The sequence below is a fragment of the Streptomyces sp. NPDC002867 genome (assembly GCF_053591895.1).
In genome coordinates, this window is the sequence record NZ_JBSFUR010000014.1 from 100,094 (window position 1) to 120,137 (window position 20,044).

General features: G+C 70.2%; 19 protein-coding genes. 3 read left to right on the forward strand and 16 right to left on the reverse strand.

All coding sequences use genetic code 11. The features are described from left to right. Nucleotides 1-65 precede the first annotated feature (65 nt). The 11 genes from ACWD0A_RS16350 to ACWD0A_RS16400 all read right to left on the reverse strand — a co-directional run bounded on the left by ACWD0A_RS16350 (nucleotide 66) and on the right by ACWD0A_RS16400 (nucleotide 11,320). Complete coding sequence (locus ACWD0A_RS16350) at nucleotides 66-2,897, reverse strand: DEAD/DEAH box helicase (protein WP_451298663.1); 2,832 nt, start codon at nucleotides 2,895-2,897, stop codon at nucleotides 66-68. Between the two features lie 160 nt (nucleotides 2,898-3,057). Then, entirely contained in the window at nucleotides 3,058-4,011 is a 954-nt protein-coding gene (gene tatC / locus ACWD0A_RS16355; RefSeq protein ID WP_451298564.1) for a twin-arginine translocase subunit TatC, read from the reverse strand. Between the two features lie 47 nt (nucleotides 4,012-4,058). Next, entirely contained in the window at nucleotides 4,059-4,346 is a 288-nt protein-coding gene (tatA, locus tag ACWD0A_RS16360; protein ID WP_307716325.1) for a Sec-independent protein translocase subunit TatA, read from the reverse strand. Nucleotides 4,347-4,586: 240 nt separating this feature from the next. Continuing rightward, entirely contained in the window at nucleotides 4,587-4,784 is a 198-nt protein-coding gene (locus tag ACWD0A_RS16365; RefSeq protein ID WP_451298566.1) for a hypothetical protein, read from the reverse strand. A gap of 20 nt (nucleotides 4,785-4,804) precedes the next feature. Further along, nucleotides 4,805-5,059 (reverse strand): hypothetical protein, encoded by a 255-nt coding sequence (locus tag ACWD0A_RS16370; RefSeq protein ID WP_451298568.1) that lies wholly within the window; start codon nucleotides 5,057-5,059, stop codon nucleotides 4,805-4,807. Beyond that, a complete protein-coding gene (locus tag ACWD0A_RS16375) occupies nucleotides 5,056-6,054 on the reverse strand; it encodes a helix-turn-helix transcriptional regulator (protein ID WP_451298570.1) in 999 nt (332 codons plus the stop codon). Before ACWD0A_RS16375 ends, ACWD0A_RS16370 begins: the two co-directional genes overlap by 4 nt. Nucleotides 6,055-6,070: 16 nt before the next feature. Next, nucleotides 6,071-7,030: a helix-turn-helix transcriptional regulator gene (locus ACWD0A_RS16380; protein ID WP_307716321.1), complete on the reverse strand. Its 960-nt coding sequence runs from the start codon at nucleotides 7,028-7,030 to the stop codon at nucleotides 6,071-6,073. A 156-nt stretch (nucleotides 7,031-7,186) separates the two neighbouring features. Continuing rightward, nucleotides 7,187-7,561: an FKBP-type peptidyl-prolyl cis-trans isomerase gene (locus ACWD0A_RS16385; RefSeq protein ID WP_177151005.1), complete on the reverse strand. Its 375-nt coding sequence runs from the start codon at nucleotides 7,559-7,561 to the stop codon at nucleotides 7,187-7,189. Between the two features lie 45 nt (nucleotides 7,562-7,606). After that, nucleotides 7,607-8,560 (reverse strand): FKBP-type peptidyl-prolyl cis-trans isomerase, encoded by a 954-nt coding sequence (locus ACWD0A_RS16390; protein WP_451298572.1) that lies wholly within the window; start codon nucleotides 8,558-8,560, stop codon nucleotides 7,607-7,609. Between the two features lie 117 nt (nucleotides 8,561-8,677). Then, nucleotides 8,678-10,039, reverse strand: a complete 1,362-nt coding sequence (gene pafA, locus ACWD0A_RS16395) for a Pup--protein ligase (protein WP_307716319.1) — start codon at nucleotides 10,037-10,039, stop codon at nucleotides 8,678-8,680. Between the two features lie 9 nt (nucleotides 10,040-10,048). Continuing rightward, nucleotides 10,049-11,320 carry an MFS transporter gene (locus ACWD0A_RS16400; protein ID WP_451298575.1) on the reverse strand — a complete coding sequence of 424 codons (1,272 nt, stop codon included), beginning with the start codon at nucleotides 11,318-11,320 and terminating at the stop codon, nucleotides 10,049-10,051. 143 nt (nucleotides 11,321-11,463) lie between these two features. Here ACWD0A_RS16400 and ACWD0A_RS16405 point away from each other — a divergent pair, with 143 nt between their 5' ends. Then, a complete protein-coding gene (locus ACWD0A_RS16405) occupies nucleotides 11,464-12,570 on the forward strand; it encodes a LacI family DNA-binding transcriptional regulator (protein ID WP_451298577.1) in 1,107 nt (368 codons plus the stop codon). 57 nt (nucleotides 12,571-12,627) lie between these two features. Continuing rightward, a complete protein-coding gene (locus ACWD0A_RS16410) occupies nucleotides 12,628-13,680 on the forward strand; it encodes a hypothetical protein (RefSeq protein ID WP_451298579.1) in 1,053 nt (350 codons plus the stop codon). Nucleotides 13,681-13,769: 89 nt separating this feature from the next. On the opposite strand, the gene prcA is transcribed toward ACWD0A_RS16410, so the two are convergent. From prcA to arc, 5 genes are all read right to left on the reverse strand, one after another. Next, nucleotides 13,770-14,534, reverse strand: a complete 765-nt coding sequence (gene prcA, locus ACWD0A_RS16415) for a proteasome subunit alpha (RefSeq protein WP_177151011.1) — start codon at nucleotides 14,532-14,534, stop codon at nucleotides 13,770-13,772. 39 nt (nucleotides 14,535-14,573) lie between these two features. Then, the gene (prcB, locus tag ACWD0A_RS16420; RefSeq protein ID WP_177151012.1) at nucleotides 14,574-15,419 is read right to left on the reverse strand and encodes a proteasome subunit beta; all 846 of its coding nucleotides are present in this window, start codon (nucleotides 15,417-15,419) and stop codon (nucleotides 14,574-14,576) included. A gap of 147 nt (nucleotides 15,420-15,566) precedes the next feature. Continuing rightward, entirely contained in the window at nucleotides 15,567-15,785 is a 219-nt protein-coding gene (locus ACWD0A_RS16425; RefSeq protein ID WP_451298581.1) for a ubiquitin-like protein Pup, read from the reverse strand. 149 nt (nucleotides 15,786-15,934) lie between these two features. Next, a complete protein-coding gene (gene dop / locus ACWD0A_RS16430) occupies nucleotides 15,935-17,446 on the reverse strand; it encodes a depupylase/deamidase Dop (RefSeq protein WP_451298583.1) in 1,512 nt (503 codons plus the stop codon). Nucleotides 17,447-17,702: 256 nt separating this feature from the next. After that, complete coding sequence (arc, locus tag ACWD0A_RS16435; protein ID WP_451298585.1) at nucleotides 17,703-19,469, reverse strand: proteasome ATPase; 1,767 nt, start codon at nucleotides 19,467-19,469, stop codon at nucleotides 17,703-17,705. A gap of 263 nt (nucleotides 19,470-19,732) precedes the next feature. On the opposite strand from arc, the gene ACWD0A_RS16440 reads away from it, so the two are divergent. Beyond that, nucleotides 19,733-20,044, forward strand: coding sequence for a ferredoxin (locus ACWD0A_RS16440; RefSeq protein ID WP_451298587.1), 312 nt, complete (start codon nucleotides 19,733-19,735; stop codon nucleotides 20,042-20,044).

Sequence of the window (20,044 nt, forward strand, 5' to 3'; positions counted from 1 at the left end):
GGTGCGGCCGGGCCCCCACCGTGGTGTGGGGTCCGGCCCTTGGTCCCAGCCGAACACCCCTGGTCTCAGCCGACCGAGCTGTAGGCCACGACGCCCCGCAGCAGCGCGTCGACCGCCTTGCGGGCGTTCTTCGCGACGGTGCTGTTCTCGCGGGGCGCGGCCGCCGCTATCTGGCCGAGCACGTCGATGACCTGCTTGCACCAGCGCACGAAGTCTCCCGCGGGCATCTCCGCCTCGCGCAGCACCTCGTCGAGCCCCTTGTCGGACGCCCACTGGTGCGCGGCCCAGGCAAAGCCGAGGTCCGGCTCACGCTGCCCGACGCCCTCCGCCTGGTTGATCTTGAACTCCTCCTCCAGGGCGTCCAGCCGGCCCCAGATGCGGACCATCTCCGCCAGCGCGGTCTTCGCCCGGCCCGTCGGCACCTTGGGGGCCACCGCGTCGTCCGCCTGCCGCGCCTCGTAGACCAACGCGGATACACAGGCGGCCAGTTCGGCCGGGTTGAGCCCCTCCCAGACCCGGTCGCGCAGGCATTCGCTCGCCAGCAGGTCCAGCTCGCCGTACAGCCGGGCGAGCCGCTTGCCGTGCTCGGTGACCTCGTTGCCCCGCAGGTAGTCCATCTCGGTCAGCAGGGCGACGATCCGGTCGAAGGTCCGCGCGATCGTGTTCGTGCGCCCCTCGATCCGGCGCTCCAGCTGGCGGGTGTCGCGCTGGAGGCGGTGGTAGCGCTCGGCCCAGCGGGCGTGGTCCTCACGCTCGTCGCAGCCGTGGCAGGGGTGCGCGCGCAACTCGGCGCGCAGGCGCGTGATCTCACGGTCGTCCGCCGCGGGCGACCGCGACTTGCGGTGCCGGTCGGGGACGATGTGACCGGCCTTGGTGCGCAGGGCGGACGCCAGGTCGCGTCGCGACTGCGGGGAACGGGCGTTGAACGACCTCGGGATGCGCATCCGCTCCAGCGCCTCGACGGGCACCGGGAAGTCTATGGACGCCAGCCGCTTGACCTGGCGCTCGGCCGTGAGCACCAACGGGCGCGGCCCGTCGTGGTATTCGAAGCCGCCGCGGTGTCCGTTGGTCCGGCCCGCGGGCAGCCCCGGGTCCAGCACCAGCGCGAGGCCCGCGAACTTGCCGGTCGGGACATGGATGACGTCTCCCGGCTTGAGCTTCTCCAGCGAGGCGGCCGCCGCCGCCCTGCGCTGGGCGGCGCCCTGCTTGGCCAGCTCCGTCTCGCGGTCCTTGAGGTCGCGGCGCAGCCGCGCGTACTCCTCGAAGTCGCCGAGGTGGCAGGTCATGCCCTCCCGGTAACCCTGCAGCCCCTCCTCGTTGCGCTGGACCTGGCGCGAGATGCCGACCACCGACCGGTCCGCCTGGAACTGCGCGAACGACGTCTCCAGCAGCTCGCGCGAGCGGTGCCGTCCGAACTGGTGCACCAGGTTGACCGCCATGTTGTACGACGGCTTGAAGCTGGAACGCAGCGGATACGTACGGGTGCCGGCGAGTCCGGCGAGCGCCTCCGGGTCCATGGCGCGCTGCCACAGGACGACGGCGTGCCCCTCGACGTCGATGCCGCGCCGGCCGGCCCGGCCGGTCAACTGGGTGTACTCGCCGGGGGTGATGTCCGCGTGCTGCTCGCCGTTCCACTTGACGAGCTTCTCCAACACCACCGAGCGGGCGGGCATGTTGATGCCGAGCGCCAGCGTCTCCGTGGCGAAAACGGCCTTCACCAGGCCCTGTACGAACAGCTCCTCCACGACCTCCTTGAAGGTCGGCAGCATGCCCGCGTGGTGAGCGGCGATACCGCGCTCCAGACCTTCGAGCCACTCGTAGTAGCCGAGGACGTTGAGGTCCTCGGTGGGTATGGCGGACGTGCGCTGCTCGACGATCTCGCGCACCCTGCCGCGCGCCTCGTCGTCGTTGAGCCGAAGGCCCGCGTACAGACACTGCTGCACGGCGGCCTCACAGGCCGCGCGGCTGAAGATGAACGTGATGGCGGGCAGCAGTCCTTCGGCGTCCAGCCGGTCGATGACCTCGGGCCTGCCGGGCGTCCAGATACGGCTGCGCTGGCGCCGCTCGCGCTCGCGGTCGGCCTCGCGGACCATCTTCCCGCGGCGCCGGTCGCGGGGGTTGTACGTGCGCTGGTTCTCCATGCGGGCCAGACGCACCAGGTCGGGGTTGACCTCGCGCCTGCTCCGGCCGCGGCCGCCGTGGTCGGTGCCCTCCTCGAAGAGGTCGTACATCCGGCGGCCGGCCATGACGTGCTGCCACAGCGGAACGGGCCGCTCCTCGGAGACGATCACCTCGGTGTCGCCGCGCACGGTGTCCAGCCAGTCGCCGAACTCCTCCGCGTTGGACACCGTCGCCGACAGTGACACGAGCGTCACGGACTCGGGGAGGTGGATGATCACTTCCTCCCAGACGGCGCCGCGGAAGCGGTCGGAGAGGTAGTGGACCTCATCCATGACCACGTACCCCAGGCCCCTGAGCGACTGGGAGCCCGCGTACAGCATGTTCCTCAGGACCTCGGTGGTCATGACGACCACGGGCGCCTCGGAGTTGACGCTGTTGTCCCCGGTGAGGAGGCCGACCCTCTCCGCGCCGTAGCGCCTGACGAGATCCGTGTACTTCTGGTTGGACAGGGCCTTGATGGGCGTGGTGTAGAAGCATTTGCGGCCCTGCGCGAGGGCCAGGTGGACGGCGAACTCGCCGACGATGGTCTTGCCGGAGCCGGTGGGTGCGGCGACGAGCACGCCCTTGCCCGCCTCCAGGGCCCGGCATGCCTCGATCTGGAACGGATCGAGGTCGAAGTCGTACAACGCGCGGAAGGGGGCCAGCGCGGTGGCCTCCTCAGCAGCGCGGACGCGTGCGGCGGCATAGCGCTCGGCGGGAGAGAGATCCTCGGTCATCTTGCTCATGAGCCTACCCGCCCCCTCTGACAGTGAGCGGATCTTTAAATGACGGGCGCACCTACCCCTGGCCCTACCCGCGCCGGGCGCCGTTTGCACACGACGAGGGGCCGGGGATTTCTCCCCGGCCCCTCACTGTGCGTGCGTCCATGACTACGGATCAGGTGACGTCGTCGTATCCGTTGAGCCGGTTCGAGCGGCCGCCGTCGGCGTCGCCGGTGGCCTGCTCGGGCAGCGCGCGGGAGGCCGGGACCGTCTCGACCTCGCCGATCTCCGACGGGGTCAGATCGAGGTCGGACGCCTCGTCGTCGTCGAGCCCCGCATCGGGGTCGTTGCGGCGCCTGCGACGGTCGTTGAGGAGCGAGAAGCCGACAGCGACGAAGTAGAGCAGGATGATCGGCCCGGACAGCGCCACCATGCCCAGCGGGTCGGTGGAGGGCGTGGCGATCGCGCCGAAGACGAAGATGCCCATGACGGCGCCCCGCCACCAGCCGAGCATGCGCCGGCCGGTCACGATGCCCGTCAGGTTCAGCATGATCAGCAGGAGCGGCAGCTCGAAGGAGAAGCCGAAGATCAGCACCATCCGGACGGTGAAGTCCAGGATCTTGTCGACGCTGAGCAGGTTCTCCGCCGGGGCCGGGGTGATGGAGAGCAGCACCTTCATGCTCACCGGCATGATCAGGTAGGCGAAGTAGACACCCAGGGCGAACAGCGGGGCCGCGGCGGCGGCGAAGTAGTAGCTGTACTTCTTCTCGTTCTTGTGCAGGCCCGGGGCGACGAAGGCCCACAACTGGTAGAGCCAGATCGGGCAGGAGACGACGATGCCCGCCATCAGCACCACCTTGACCGTCGTGGTGAACGGCGACAGCAGGTCGGTGTAGACGACGGTGGCGCACACCCCGCCGGTCTTCGGGCCGTCGTTCCCGCACTCCGGCACGGGCGAGGTGAGGAACTCCATCAGCTCCTGGCTGTAGGCCACCGCGACGGCCGAGGCGATGATGATCGCCAGCATGGCCTTCGCGAGCCTGTTGCGGAGCTCACGCAGATGGTCCGCGAGCGGCATCCGCCCCTCGGGGTCCTTCTCCTTCTCGTTCGAGCGGGCAGACTTGAGCAACCCACGTCCTCATCTCGTGCGGCAGGCCACCATCGAATGGCCTTGGGTCAGCGCTGGGGGGTGTCGGTGGGCTCGGTCACAGGGCGAGCGCTGGTGACATCGCCGGGCGCGGCCTGGATCGTGCGGGGCGCGGTCTGACCCTGCGCCGGGTCCTTCGGCTCCGCGGGCGTCGCCGCGGGCTGGCCCTCCGACTTCATCGCCTTGGCCTCGCTCTTGAGGATGCGGGCGGACTTGCCCAGCGAACGCGCCATGTCGGGGAGCTTCTTGGCCCCGAACAGCAGAAGGATGAGCAGCGCGATGATGATGATCTCGGTGGGGCCGATCTGTCGGAACATAACTGTCTCTACCTTCTCACCGAGGCGGCTTGGGGCTCTTGGCTTCGGGCCACCTCGGACTGACGTCCGAAGCGACTCGGCAGCGATCGTAACTCGGACGGGTAAACGCAGGGCAATCCCTGTGCATACACCCATCAGCGGTCGGCGCCTCATCTCCGGGGCCGCCATCAGCAGCGTACCGCCCTGGTCAGCCCCGCAGCAGGGTGCGTCCGTGATCTCCGGCCGCCTTCTCCGGGCCGCTCAGCGCAGCGTCTCCCCGGTCTGCGCGAGGGATGTCGCCGCCCGCTCCAGGTCCTCCGCCGCCCGGTCGATCCGCTCGGCGGTGCGGGCGACCTCCCGGCCCAGGCGCTGGGCCTCGACGAAGACCTTGATACCGAGGACCCCCAGGACGGCGACGCCGAGGAATCCGAGGGCGATGGCGAGCATGGGCCAGAACATGCGACGAGCCTAGACCGTCCTCAGCCGGTGTTGTGCAGGCGCAGGGTCCGCACGCCGCCGCCGGTCAGCAGCTCGACGATGCGCTCACCGGCCGGCTTGCGGACGGCGGAGCCGCACTCGGGGCAGGTGAACGAGTAGAAGGTGGTACGGCGGCTGCCGCCGATCGCCAGCCGCAGCGCGCCCGCGGACAGTTCGAAGCGCGCCCGGCAGTCGGGGCAGGCCGCCTTGAAGAGGACCGGCGCGACGGCGGCGGGGATCTGGGGGATCACAGTCATGGGCGCCGTACTCCTTCGTCCCGTCCGTCGTCCTGGCCGTCATAGGCGGCGAGCGCGTCCTGTGCCGCCGTCCGCGCGCTGGCCGCGAGCTCCGGCGGGGAGACGATCCGCCCGTCGCGGCCGAGCCGCAGTGCGAGCCTGCGCAGGGAGGCGGGCGCCGGTGTGCGCAGGGTGATGCGCAGTCCCCCGTCGGCGAGCTCCTCGGCGCTGTCGTGCGGGTAGTACTCGGCGACCCAGCGTCCGCCGGGGCCGACCTCGACGATCACCTCGGGGTCGTCGGCGGAGGGCTGCACGAGTCCTTCGGACAGGTCGCGCAGTTCGATCTCGGGCGGCGCGGCCGGGGCGTCGAGGAGCCGGATCTCGGCCACGCGGTCCAGCCGGAAGGTCCGGCGCGCCTCGGAGAGGCGGCACCACGCCTCCATGTACGTGTGGCCGACGGCGAAGAGGCGGATGGGGTCGACCTCGCGCTCGGTGAGCTCGTCGCGCGCCGGCGAGTAGTAGCGCAGCCACAGCCGGCGGCGCTCGGAGATCGCCCGGTCGACGTCGGCGAAGACGCCGCCCTCGGACTCGAAGGTCACCGACAGTCGGGAACTCGCTCCCGCGGCCTCGCCGGCGGCGCCCTCGATCTTCGCGGTGGCCCGCAGCAGCGCGTCCCGGTCGCCCTCCCGCAGGCCGGGCAGGGTGGCGACAGCCCTCGCCGCCACGAGGAGCGCGGTCGCCTCGTCGGCGGCCAGGCGCAGCGGCTCGGCGGTGGACTCGCCGGACGCGTCGGGGTTGCGCCACCAGATGCGCTCGCCGTCGGTGTCGATGTCCAGGAGGTCGCCGCCGCGAAAGCTCGTCCCGCACATAGGCAGGACGTCGAGGTCGGAGATCAGCTCGTCCTCGCTGATCCCGAAGGCGCGGGCGACGTCGGCGATGCGCGCGCCGGGGCGCTCCCGCAGATAGGTCACCAGCGACAGCATGCGCCGGGTCTGGTCGATGGCGTTCGCGGCCATGGTCCTCGAGTCCCCCTCAGCCCTTGGCCACGGCACGCAGCCGGTCCACCACGTCGGCCCGCAGGTCCGCGGGCTCCAGCACGACGACGTCCGGGCCGAACTCGACGAGCCAGGCGTCCAGTCCGTGTCCGTACGGAATCTCCAACTCGTCCCAGCCGTCGCCGAGTTCCCGTACGGCCGTGGCCCGTGAGCGCAACGGGTAGCCGCAGCCGGACCGCAGCCGGATCCGGGCGGAGCGGGTCGCGGTCTCCCCCGCCCAGCTCTCGACGGTCTCCCGTACGGTGACGACGTCGGGCACGGGCACCGTGAACGCGCCGGACCGCGAGGAGCGGACCCTGCCGCTGATCCGGGACAGCCGGAAGACCCGCTCGGCCCCGCGCCCGCGGTCGTATCCGGCGAGGTACCAGTGGCCGCGCCAGCATTCGAGGGCCCACGGCTCGACATGGCGCTGCTCGGGCTGTGCGGCGTTGGCCTTGCGGTAGTCGAACAGGACCGGGCGGCGGTCGCGGCAGGCGAGCATCAGCGGCTCGAACGCGGACTCGTGGACGGGGATGCGGGGTTCGAGGGCGCTGTGGTGCGCCTCGTAGGCGTCCTCGGTCTCGGGCATGCCGGCTGCGCGCAGCTTCTGCAGGGCGCCGCTCGCGGCGCCGGCGAGGCGGGCCTGCTGCCACACCTTGGCGGCCAGGCCCAGGGCGGCGGCCTCCTCGGCGTCGAGGGTGATCGGGGGCAGACGGTTGCTGTCGCGGCGGGCGAGGTAGCCGATGTCGCCGTCGAGGGACTCCACCGTCTCGATGACCAGGCCGAGTTCGCGCAGATCGTCCTTGTCGCGCTCGAACATCCGGTTGAAGGAGTCGTCGGAGCCGGCCTCCAGGTACGCCTCGATGGACCCGCGCAGCTCGCGCTTGCTGAGCGGGCGCCGGGTCCCGAGCAAACACAGCGCGAGATTCATCAGCCGCTCGGCCTTGGCAATGGCCATCGACGCCCTTCACCTCATCTGATGGAGTCCTTACGCCCGTCGACCGTACCGCCCCGGGGTGTCCGGACAAAAGCGAGGGCCCGTGCCAGGGCCCCGGACGCGGTCCGGGGAAGGCACGGGCCCTCGTCACGCTGTGCAGCGCCGCGGAACGCTCCGTCAGGCGGCGACCAGGTCGCAGACGAAGATCAGCGTCTCGCCGGGGGCGATGCGGCCGCCGCCGGCGCCGCGGTCGCCGTAGGCCAGGTGCGCGGGGATGGTCAGCTGGCGACGGCCGCCGACCTTCATGCCCTGAACGCCCTGGTCCCAGCCCGCGATGACCTGGCCGGCGCCGAGCTGGAACTGCAGCGGGGTGCCGCGGTTCCACGAGGCGTCGAACTCCTCGCCGGTGGAGAAGGCCACGCCCACGTAGTGGACGGAGACGGTGTCGCCCGCCTTGGCCTCCGGGCCGTCGCCCTCCCAGATGTCCTTGATCTCCAGGTCGGCCGGCGGCTCGCCGCCCGGGAAGTCGATCTCGGGCTTATCGATGCTCACGGATGTCGCTCCTTGCGTTCTTCGTGCGAGTCAACCGGGACAGTCTTACAGAACTGCCAGGATGTCGACGGAGAAGACCAGCGTGGACTTGGCGGGGATGCCCTGCTGCTCCTGGTCGCCGTAGGCCATGTCCGGCGGCACGACCAGCAGGACGCGGCTGCCGGCCTTCTTGCCCTCCAGGCCCTTCTGCCAGCCCGGAATCACCTGCGCCAGCGGGAAGTTGACCGGCGCTCCGCCCCTGGCGTAGCTGCTGTCGAATTCCTTGCCGGTCTTCCACAGGACGCCCTTGTACTGGACGGCCACCGTGTCGCTCGCCTTCACCGCGGGTCCGGTGCCCTCGATGATGTAGTTGGACACGAGCTTGGCCGGCGCGTCCTTCTTGGGCACGGTGATGGAGGGCGCCTTGCCGTCGGTGTTGGTGCCGACCTTGGGCAGGTCGATGTTGTCCTGGGCGACCTCGCTGCCCTTGGCGGTGGCCGGCAGGCTGGTGCCCTTGACGATGTCCATCACGAACACGAGCGTGGCGTTGGCCGGGATCTCGCCCTGGCCCTGGGCCCCGTAACCGAGCTCCGGCGGGATGGAGACCTCGATCCGGCTGCCGACCTTCTGGCCTTCCAGGGCCTTCTGCCAGCCCTCGATGACACCGCCGCCACCGATCGTGACCGCGAAGGGCTCACCGCGGTCGAAGCTGTTGTCGAACGGCTTGTCGCCGTCCCACAGCTGCCCGAGGTAGTCGACCTTGGCGAGGTCGCCCTTCTTCAGGGCAGGGCCGTCACCCTCGCTGATGACGTTGACCTTCAGGTCCTTGGGCGGCTTGCCCTCGCCCTTGGCAAGGGTCGGCTTCTCGCCGAACTTCTTGCCGGCGGTGATCGTGGGCAGCCCGTTCGTCATCGAGACGGCAGAGGTGGAAGCGGAATCGGAGTCCTTGTCTTCGCTGCCGCAAGCCGCTGTCGACAACAGCAGCAGGGGCACGACGAGAAGGCCGGCAAGTCGGCGCACGTGTTCCTCAGATCTCTTACGACTCAGTAGTTGCGGACACTCTAGGGCGTGCCACGGGCCCCGCACGAGGAACGTGCGGGGCCCGTGTGGCGTTCCGGCCGTCGGTGCTGACGCCTGCTACATACCGGCGATGAGCTTCTCCACGCGGTCGTCCACCGAACGGAACGGGTCCTTGCACAGCACGGTGCGCTGCGCCTGGTCGTTGAGCTTGAGGTGCACCCAGTCGACCGTGAAGTCCCGCCGCTGCTCCTGCGCACGGCGGATGAAGTCGCCGCGCAGCCGGGCCCGGGTGGTCTGCGGCGGCACGGACTTGCCCTCGAAGATCTTCAGGTCGTTGCAGATGCGGGCGGCCTGTCCCTTCTTCTCCAGGAGGTAGTAGAGCCCGCGCCGGCGGTGGATGTCGTGGTACGCGAGGTCTATCTGGGCGACCCTCGGGTGCGACATGGTCATGTTGTGCTTGGCGCGGTAGCGCTCCAGGAGCTTGTACTTCATGACCCAGTCGATCTCGGTGCCGATGCGGTCGAGGTCCTCGGTCTCGATCGCGTCGAGCGTGCGGCCCCAGAGCTCGAGGACCTGGGCGACCGTGCCGGTGCGGATGCCCCGGCGGTCGACGAAGTCGACCGCCTTCTCGTAGTACTCCCGCTGGACCTCCAGGGCGGAGGCCTCTCGGCCGGAGGCGAGGCGCACCTTGCGCTGGCCGGTGATGTCGTGACTGACCTCGCGGATGGCCCGGATCGGGTTCTCCAGGGTGAGGTCGCGCATGACGGTGCCCGCCTCGATCATGCGCAGCACGAGGTCGGTGGCACCGACCTTGAGGAGCATGGTCGTCTCGGACATGTTCGAGTCGCCGACGATGACGTGGAGACGGCGGTAGCGCTCGGCGTCCGCGTGCGGTTCGTCGCGGGTGTTGATGATCGGACGGGATCGGGTGGTGGCGGAGCTGACGCCCTCCCAGATGTGCTCGGCGCGCTGGCTGACGCAGTAGACCGCGCCCCGCGGCGTCTGCAGCACTTTGCCCGCGCCGCAGAGCAGCTGCCGGGTCACGAGGAAGGGAATGAGGATGTCGGCCAGCCGGGAGAACTCGCCGTGCCGGGCGACGAGATAGTTCTCGTGGCAGCCGTAGGAGTTTCCCGCCGAGTCGGTGTTGTTCTTGAAGAGATAGACGTCGCCCGCGATTCCCTCCTCGTGCAGGCGGCGTTCGGCGTCGACGAGCAGGCCTTCCAGAATGCGCTCGCCGGCCTTGTCGTGCGTGACCAGCTCGGTCACGTTGTCGCATTCCGGCGTTGCGTATTCCGGATGCGATCCCACGTCGAGGTACAGGCGGGCGCCGTTCCGCAGAAAGACATTGCTGCTGCGGCCCCATGACACGACACGGCGGAAGAGGTAGCGCGCCACTTCGTCAGGTGACAGTCGGCGCTGTCCCCTGAACGTGCACGTGACGCCGTACTCGTTCTCCAGCCCGAAAATGCGGCGGTCCATGTCTGAACATTACGCCTCACGGCCTGAACTGAAACCGGGTTGGGCGGCCCCGTTTCGATCATTTTCCGATGGGTCCGGACCTGAGCCCGCAATGTCCTCGGTACGGCCCGCGACGGCGAGCACGCGCTGAGTGGCCGTCAGAACGAGCAGGGCGGCGAATCCGCCCGCGCCGGCGACGGCGAAGCTCCACGCGGTGCCGCCGATCTCGACGGCGGGGCCCGCGACGGCCGTGCCGACGGCCGCGCCGACACCGAAGGTGGTCACCAGCCACGAGAACGCCTCGGTGACGGTGCCGCGCGGGGCGTGCCGGTCGACGACGATGAACGCGCAGGCGATGGCGGGAGCGAGGAAGACGCCGGCCAGCGCCGACAGCGCGGTCATCGCGACGACACCCGGAGTGAGCACGAGCGGCAGGTAGCCGAGGGCGAGCAGGGCGACGATGGCACGCAGCCTGGACTCGGGCGGTCCCGCCCACTGCCGCGCTCCGTACACGGTGCCGCCGACGAGGGCGCCCAGACCGAGTGCGGCCATCAGCCAGCCGTAGACGGCCTCGCGGCCGTGATCGTCGGCGTAGGCGACGCCTGCGACGGTGATGGAGCCGAGCGCGAGGCCCACGAAGAAGAACGCGCCGAGCAGGGCGAGCAGCCCCGGCGAGCGCAGGGCGCCGAGCCAGTGCGCCTCACGAGGGGCCGAGCGCCAGGCACGGGACGGCTGGGAGAGCACGACGGACAGGGCGCCGGCAACCCCTGTCGCGTTGATGACGAGAAGTGCGGCGGCGGGCGACCAGACGGAGACCAGCAGGGTGACCAGCAGCGGGCCCACGGTGAACATGATCTCCTGCGCGACCGCGTCCATGGCGTAGGCCCGGTGCACGCGCTCCTCCTGGCCGAGCACGCTCGGCCACAGGGCGCGCAGTCCGCCCTCGAGCGGCGGCGTGAACAGTCCGGCCACGATCACCGCGGTGTACGCGAGGGGCAGCGAGCCGGTCCCGACGACGGCCAGCAGCAGCATTCCGAGCGCCGAGACGACGGCGGAGGGGAACTGGACCCTCGGCTGTCCGTACAGGTCGACGGCGCGGCCGAGCAGGGGCTGGCCCACGGCCGTGGCCAGCCCGTACACGGCGGCGAGGGCTCCGGCGAGGGTGTAGCTGCCGCCTTCGGCGCGCGTGAACAGGACGATGGCGATGTGGGCGGTGGCGGCGGGCAGCCGGCCCACGAGGGTGCCGGTCAGCAGCCGTGCCGCGTGCGGTGCCCTGAGGATCTCTGCGTATCCGACGGCCATCCGGGACCCCTCTCCCCCGGACCCCGCCGAGGTTTTACGTATAACGTCCTCGTCCATACGTACCATGTCGACAGTCCGCGGGTCCACCGTGCCGCCACCCGGGACGCTCGCGGATCACACAGCGCGGCCGAGGACGGCACCGCATGGCACACCCGACCCCCGAGGGCCGTCCCGTCCCGGCGGAAGTGGGCTCCACCCGGCCCACCAGCAAGGACGTGGCCCGCGTCGCCGGGGTCTCCCAGGCCACGGTCTCCCTGGTCCTGGGCGACAAGTGGCGCGGCCGCGTCTCCGAGCGCACCGCCTCTGTGGTGCGCGACGCGGCCCGGGAGATCGGCTACCGGCCCAACCTCGCCGCGCGCAATCTGCGTCTCGGACGCACGAGGACGGCGCTGCTCGTCGTGCCGGCCCTCACCAACGAGTTCTTCGCTCGCGTCTACACCGGTGCGGCCACCGTCGCCGCCCGGCACGGCTTCGGCGTCGTCCTCTACCCGTCCCCCGAGGGCATCGGGCCCGCCAGGGACCCGTTCGCGTCCGCCCGCGCCGCTCTCGACGGCGTCATCGCCTCCTCGATGGCCGCCGATACCCTCGCCGCGATCCGCGGCAGCGACCTGCCGCTCGTGATGCTGGACAGCGACCCCTCGGACACCGGCGTCGCCGCCCACGTCAACCTGGACATCGCCGACGGCATGCGGCAGGTGACGGACCATCTGCTCGGGCTGGGACACCGGCGTTTCGTCCATCTCGCCTCCGCCGTCGCCTCCTGGACGTTCGACGTGCGCGCGCGGGCGCTGCGCTCGGCCCTGGCGGATGCGGCGGACGCGGAACTGACTACCGTCGCGGCACCGCTCGACGTGGACTCCGGCCGCGCGGCGGCCGAGCGGGCGCTCACCGCGCCGGGCCCCCGGCCGACCGCGCTGGTCTGCGACGACGACATCCTGGCCGCGGGTGCCTGCAAGGCGGTGCGCCGGCTCGGCCTGCGCGTCCCCGAGGACGTCTCGGTCACGGGCTTCGACGACCTCGCCCTGGCCACCGCGGTGGAGCCGGAGCTCACCACGGTCCGCCTCCCCGCGGAACGGATCGGCGAACGCGGCATGTCGGCGCTCCTCGCAGTGCTGGACAACCGGCCGCCCGAACAGGACGTCCTCCCCGTCGAACTGGCCGTACGCGGCTCCTCGGCGCCCCCGCCGCACAGCGGCCCGGCGTCTGCCGACGGCGCGCGTCCGGCCGGAAACGGCCGGCCGTCCACCTGACCGATTCGCTGCGGCCGCGCTTGAGGCGGCACGAAGGGCCGTGGAACGATCGCGATCATGACCAGTGCGGCCCAGCGCCCGATCGACGCGACACTGCTCGGCGGCGTACGAACTCAGGGCTCGGTGCACCCCGCGTCCGGCGGGCGGCTCGGCGTCCGGCACGAGGACCGGATCGAGCTGCACGACCGCGCGGCGTTCCTCGCGGGCGGCCGGTCACTGCTGCACTCCCTGGCGCTGCCCTGCCGGGCGCGGGTCACCCCGCTGCCCGACGGGACGGTCGTCGTGGCCGAGAGCGCCCGGATCCGGGCGGTCGGCGCCGACGGGCGCACCCGCTGGGCGCTCCCCCACCCCGTCTGGCGACACAGCTCACGAGACCCGCGGCCACCCGGTGCGCCGGTGGTCAGTCCCGACGGACGCCTGGTCTGCGCCGTCGTGCCGGCGCTCGAGCCGGACACCGAGGAGCGCGTGTACGTCCGGGACACGCTGCTGCTCCTGGACGCCGCCACCGGCGCCGTCCTCGCCGAGCGGCCCGTCGGCCCGGTCGCCTCCGACCTGACCGGCACCTGGCACCCCGACGGCCACTTGATGGCACTGTCCTGCTGGACGGCCTGTGCGAGCTGGACGACGTGGTGGGTCGAACCGCGCCACGACGGGCTCCACATCCGCGGCGGGGTAGGCATGCACGAGATCGTCGGCTTCCTGCCCGGCAGCACCCGGGCCCTCACCCTGCGGCGCGCCGAGCACATCGCCGTCAACGACGACCGTGACGAGCTCGCCGCGCACGACGCCGCGAGCGACGAGCAGACCGCGCTGTTCGATCTGTCCGCGCTCGCCGCGGACGCCGAGAACGACGAGTTCACCGCGGCCTGCCTGCTCGACGACGCCCATGTCCTGGTCGCGGGACGGATCTTCCCCCGCGGCAGGCCGCCCGCCACCCGGCACTGGCTCTGCGACGCGCGGACCCTCGCACCGCTGGGCAGGCTGCGCTATCCCCGCCGGGTCGGCACGGCCGTCACCGCGCTCGGCGACGGCACCTGGCTGACCCGTCACGGCGACGAACTCCACCGCTGGGCACTCCCGCCCACTCTGCGCCCCGCAGGCCGCGCCTGACGCCGTAGGGCCCCCTCCGGCTCCGGGCACGGCCGAGCCCCGGACCGCACGGGCGGCCGGGGCACGGGCGACAGGGGTGCCGGGGCGCGCTACTCCGCGCCCTCCTCCGTGTCCTCGATGTCCGAAGGGGCGTCGGTGGGCGCCGTGGCGGCCTCCTCGGCCTCCAGCAACCGCGACAGCTGCCGCCCGATGATCCGCTTGAACTTCCGCGCCTGCGGCCTCGTACGGTCCAGGACCGCGACCTCCAGGCGCTCGGCGGGGATCTCCCGATCGCTGCCGTTGGCCTGGCTGGACAGGGCCTGGACGGCGAGCTTCAGCGCCTCGGCCAGCGACATCCCGTCGCGGTGCCGCTGGTCGAGGAAGCTGCTGATCTGCTCCGCGTTGCCGCCGACGGCGACCGAGCCGTGCTCGTCCACGATCGAACCGTCGTGCGGGAGGCGGTAGATCTGGTCACCCTCGGGGGACGCGCCGACCTCGGCGACGACCAGCTCCACCTCGTACGGCTTCTCACCGGCGCTGGAGAAGATGGTGCCGAGCGTCTGCGCGTACACGTTCGCGAGGCCGCGGGCCGTGACGTCGTCGCGGTCGTAGGTGTATCCCCGCAGGTCCGCGTAGCGCACACCGCCGATGCGCAGGTTCTCGTACTCGTTGTACTTGCCGGCCGCGGCGAAGCCGATCCGGTCGTAGATCTCACTGAACTTGTGCAGGGCGCGGGACGGGTTCTCGCCGACGAAGACGATGCCGTCGGCGTACTGCATGACGACGAGGCTGCGACCGCGGGCGATGCCCTTGCGGGCGTATTCCGCCCGGTCGGCCATGGCCTGCTGGGGTGAGACATAGAACGGCGTCGACACCGGCTATCCGTCCCTTTCTGTCAAAGGCGAGTACATGGATCAGAGCAGCGCGGCACGCGGGCCGTCGGGGTGGGCCAGGCGGCCTTCGAGGATCGACCGGGCGATCTCGGAGGTCTCGGCCTCGGTGAGCCTGCGGAAGCCCTCGTCGGTGATGACCGTGACGATGGGGTAGATCCGCCGGGCCACGTCCGGGCCGCCCGTCGCCGAGTCGTCGTCGGCGGCGTCGTAGAGCGCCTGGACGACCAGCGTGGTGGCCTGCTGCTCGGTCTGGTCCTCGCGGTAGAGCTTCTTCATGGCGCCGCGCGCGAAGATCGAGCCGGAGCCGGTGGCCGCGTACCCCTGTTCCTCGGAGCGGCCGCCCGTGACGTCGTACGAGAAGATGCGGCCCTTGTCGCGGTCGATGTCGTAACCGGCGAAGAGCGGCACCACGGCCAGGCCCTGCATGGCCATGCCGAGATTGCTGCGGATCATCGTGGAGAGGCGGTTGGCCTTGCCCTCCAGGGAGAGCTGGACGCCCTCGACCTTCTCGAAGTGCTCCAGCTCCAGCTGGAACAGCTTGACCATCTCCACGGCCAGGCCGGCGGTGCCGGCGATGCCCACGGCCGAGTACTCGTCGGCCGGGAAGACCTTCTGCATGTCGCGCTGCGCGATCATGTTGCCCATGGTGGCGCGGCGGTCGCCGGCCAGCACCACGCCGCCGGCGAACGTCGTCGCGACGATGGTCGTGCCGTGCGGGGCCTCGAAGACTCCCTGCACGGGCGGCAGTGAGCGGTTGCCCGGGAGCAGCTCCGGTGAGTGCTCGCCGAGGAAGTCCATGAAGGACGAGGAGCCCGGCGTCAGGAAGGCTGCCGGCAGACGCCCGGTGCTACGAGGGTTGGCTTCCACGCGTTTCCTTCCGGGTAGGCGGCGGCCCGCCTCTGCACGCGCGGGCCGATCTTTCGAACTGTGCACGGACCTTACCCGCGCCGTGGCCGGTCATCCGTCCCGGTCCCCCCGGCTTTCGCCGACGGGAGCCGGGACGGACAACGGTCGTTACTGGCCGCCCTTTTGGACGAAGGAACGCACGAAGTCCTCCGCGTTCTCCTCGAGGACGTCGTCGATCTCGTCCAGTACGGAGTCGACGTCGTCCGACAGCTTCTCCTGGCGCTCCTTGAGGTCTTCGGCCGCCTGCGCGTCCTGCGTCTGCTCCTCGACCTCCTCAGTGGAACGCGTGGCCTTCTGCTGTCCGCCGCCGGTGTCCTTGGTCGCCATGTCCCTCACCCCGCTCGGTTTGCCCTGACGTGAGTTCGTTCGGTCAAGATCAGACCCTACAAGCCGGGTCCGACATCGGCCCCGCACTTTCGCTCAACGTCCGGGGACCACCTCGATGATTCCCGGACGGGAGGACTTTCAGCCCCCGGTCAGCCCCCGGACAGCACGCGGACCAGCTCTTCGGCCGTGCGGCAGCGGTCCAGGAGTTCCTTGACGTGGTTACGTGTACCACGCAACGGTTCCAGCGTGGGCACTCGTTGCAGAGAGTCACGGCCGGGCAGGTCGAAGATGACCGAGTCCCACGACGCGGCCGCAACGTCGTCCGCGTACTGCTCCAGGCAGCGGCCGCGGAAATAGGCCCTGGTGTCCTCCGGAGGGCTGGCCTGCGCCCGCTCGACGGCCTGCTCGTCCAGAAGGCGCTTCATCTTCCCTCGGGCCGCCAGACGGTTGTACAGGCCCTTGTCCGGCCGCACGTCCGCGTACTGCAGGTCCACGAGGTGGAGGCGTGCCGCGTCCCAGTCCAGGGTGTCGCGGCGCCGGTAGCCCTCCATGAGTTCCCGCTTGGCGATCCAGTCCAGCTCGCCGGACAGGCTCATGGGGTCGTTCTCGAGGCGGTTGAGTGTGTCCTCCCAGCGCGTGAGGACGTCCTTGGTCTGCTCGTCGGCGTCGGCGCCGAAGCGCTCCTCGACGTACTTGCGCGCGAGCTCGAAGTACTCCATCTGCAACTGGACGGCGGTGAGTGTGCGGCCGCTACGGAGTGTGACGAGATGCTGGAGGCTCGGGTCGTGCGAGACCTGGTGCAGTGTGCGCACGGGCTGCTCGACCGCGAGGTCGACCGCGATGAATCCGTCCTCGATCATCGAGAGCACCAGGGCCGTGGTGCCCAGCTTGAGGTAGGTGGAGATCTCCGACAGGTTCGCGTCGCCGATGATCACGTGCAGCCGGCGGTACTTCTCGGCGTCGGAGTGCGGTTCGTCGCGGGTGTTGATGATCGGGCGCTTGAGGGTGGTCTCGAGGCCCACTTCGACCTCGAAATAGTCCGCGCGCTGGCTGATCTGGAAGCCGTGCTCGTGGCCGTCCTGGCCGATGCCCACCCGGCCCGCGCCCGTGACGACCTGGCGGGAGACGAAGAACGGCGTCAGATGGCGCACGATGTCCGAGAACGGGGTCTCCCGCTTCATCAGGTAGTTCTCGTGCGTGCCGTAGGACGCGCCCTTGTTGTCGGTGTTGTTCTTGTAGAGGTGGATGGGCTGGGCCCCGGGCAGCTGGGCCGCCCGCTCTGCGGCCTCGGCCATGATCCGTTCGCCGGCCTTGTCCCAGAGCACGGCATCGCGCGGATTGGTCACCTCGGGCGAGCTGTACTCGGGGTGGGCGTGGTCGACGTAGAGCCGTGCGCCGTTGGTGAGGATCACATTGGCCAGGCCGATGTCCTCGTCGGTGAGCTGGCTGGAGTCGGCGGCCTCGCGGGCGAGGTCGAAGCCGCGGGCGTCCCGCAGCGGATTCTCCTCCTCGAAGTCCCAGCGGGCGCGGCGCGCCCTGTGCATCGCCGCCGCGTAGGCATTGACGATCTGGGACGAGGTGAGCATGGCATTGGCGTTCGGGTGGCCGGGGACGGAGATGCCGTACTCCGTCTCGATTCCCATTACTCGCCGTACGGTCATGCGGCCCTCCTTGCCCGGCGGCGCTCCCCGCTGGGAGCGGCGCTCAGATACCGCTGGCTCTCCGGTGCGCGTGCGGTGCCCGTCCCCGCACTCCGCGACTCTGCGGTACCGACGAGCCTAGAACGCCGTCGCGTGGGTGGGGAGATCAATTCGGTCATTGCTCTGTGTGGTCCCACCTGGCCGGAAAGCATCCGGCTGCGGATACCCGCCCCCTGCCGTCGCGGGGGACCGCGGCATCCGCAGCCGGTACGCCTGCCTACAGGTACTGACCGGTGTTCGCCACCGTGTCGATGGACCGGCCGGTGTCGGCGCCCTGCTTTCCGGTGACGAGGGTGCGGATGAAGACGATCCGCTCGCCCTTCTTTCCGGAGATCCGGGCCCAGTCGTCCGGGTTGGTGGTGTTGGGCAGGTCCTCGTTCTCCTTGAACTCGTCCACGCAGGCCTGGAGCAGGTGGGAGACGCGGATGCCCTTCTGGTTGTGGTCGAGGAAGGCCTTGATGGCCATCTTCTTGGCCCGGTCGACGATGTTCTGGATCATCGCGCCGGAGTTGAAGTCCTTGAAGTAGAGGACTTCCTTGTCGCCGTTGGCGTACGTGACCTCGAGGAAGCGGTTCTCCTCGGACTCCGCGTACATCTGCTCCACGACCGACTGGATCATGGCGTGGGCCGCGGCCTCCTTCGATCCGCTGTGCTCGCCGAGGTCGTCGGCGTGCAGCGGGAGCGAGGGGGTCAGGTACTTGGCGAAGATGTCCTTGGCGGCCTCCGCGTCCGGACGCTCGATCTTGATCTTGACGTCGAGCCGGCCGGGCCGCAGGATCGCGGGGTCGATCATGTCCTCGCGGTTGGAGGCGCCGATGACGATGACGTTCTCCAGGCCCTCCACACCGTCGATCTCGGCGAGCAGCTGCGGGACGATGGTGTTCTCCACGTCCGAGCTGACGCCCGATCCACGCGTGCGGAAGAGGGACTCCATCTCGTCGAAGAAGACGATGACGGGGGTGCCCTCGCCCGCCTTCTCCCGGGCACGCTGGAAGACGAGGCGGATGTGCCGCTCGGTCTCACCGACGTACTTGTTGAGGAGCTCGGGGCCCTTGATGTTGAGGAAGTAGCTCTTCCCCGCGGGCTGGCCGGTCACCTCGGCGACCTTCTTGGCAAGGGAGTTGGCGACGGCCTTGGCGATGAGCGTCTTGCCGCATCCGGGCGGGCCGTAGAGCAGGATGCCCTTCGGCGGCCGCAGTTCGTGCTCCTTGAAGAGGTCGGGGTAGAGGTACGGCAGCTCGACCGCGTCGCGGATCATCTCGATCTGGCCGCCGAGGCCGCCGATCTTGTCGTAGTCGACGTCCGGGACCTCTTCGAGGACGAGCTCCTCGACCTCGCTCTTCGGGATCACCTCGTAGACGTAGCCGGAGCGCGGCTCGAGCAGCAGCGCGTCGCCGGGGCGGATGGTGGTGTCCAGCAGCGGCTCGGCGAGCCGCACCACCCGCTCCTCGTCGGTGTGCCCGAGCACCAGGGCGCGCTCGCCGTCCTCCAGGATCTCCTTGAGGGTGACGATGTCCCCGGCGCGCTCGAATTCCATGGCGTCGACCACGTTGAGCGCCTCGTTGAGCATGACCTCCTGGCCGCGCCGGAGGTCGTCGACCTCGACGCTGGGGCTCACGTTCACCCGGAGCTTGCGGCCCCCGGTGAAGATGTCGCACGTGCCGTCCTCGTTCGCCTGCAGGAAGACACCGAAGCCGGCCGGCGGCTGCGCGAGCCGGTCGACCTCCTCCTTGAGGGCCACGATCTGGTCGCGGGCCTCACGGAGCGTGTTGGCGAGCCGCTCGTTCTGTGCGGACACGCCGGCCAGGTTGGTCTGCAGCTCGACGATCCGCTCTTCGAGAATCCTCGTATGACGCGGAGAGTCGGCGAGCTTGCGGCGCAGGACGGCGATTTCCTGCTCGAGATAGGCAACCTGGCCGGCTGGGTCTTCAGACCCCCGCCCCGGCCGGATGCCGCGGTTGATGTCGTCGTCGTGGGCTGCCACGGTCCTCACCTCCTCCAAGGGGAGCTGGACGCTTCCTGACCCTACCTGTGTGGGTGGTGATTGAAACCCCTAGATCACAAAGACGGAAGGGGTGTGTCCGATCTTCACCCTTGCGCTCTCCCTCGTGCCAGGGGAATACCCAGCAGATACCCACCCGGCAACATCGGAAAGCGGTCGGTTGTATCGTCGAAGCGTTCAACACCCGTCAGGGCTGGCGCGACTTGTATCACTTACTGCGCCCGACGAAGGAAACGGCAGGAGATATGACCGTGCAGCACGAGGTTCCCACCGACGGTGCCGCCGAGGCTCTCGAGGTCTGGATCGACCAGGACCTCTGCACCGGCGACGGAATCTGTGCGCAGTACGCCCCGGACGTCTTCGAACTCGACATCGACGGCCTCGCCTACGTGAAGTCCGGGGACGACGAACTGCTCCAGGACCCGGGCGCGACAACGCCGGTGCCCCTGCCGCTGCTGAACGACGTCGTCGACTCCGCCAAGGAGTGCCCCGGCGACTGCATTCACGTACGTCGGGTTTCGGACAGGGTAGAGGTCTACGGCCCCGACGCGGAGTGA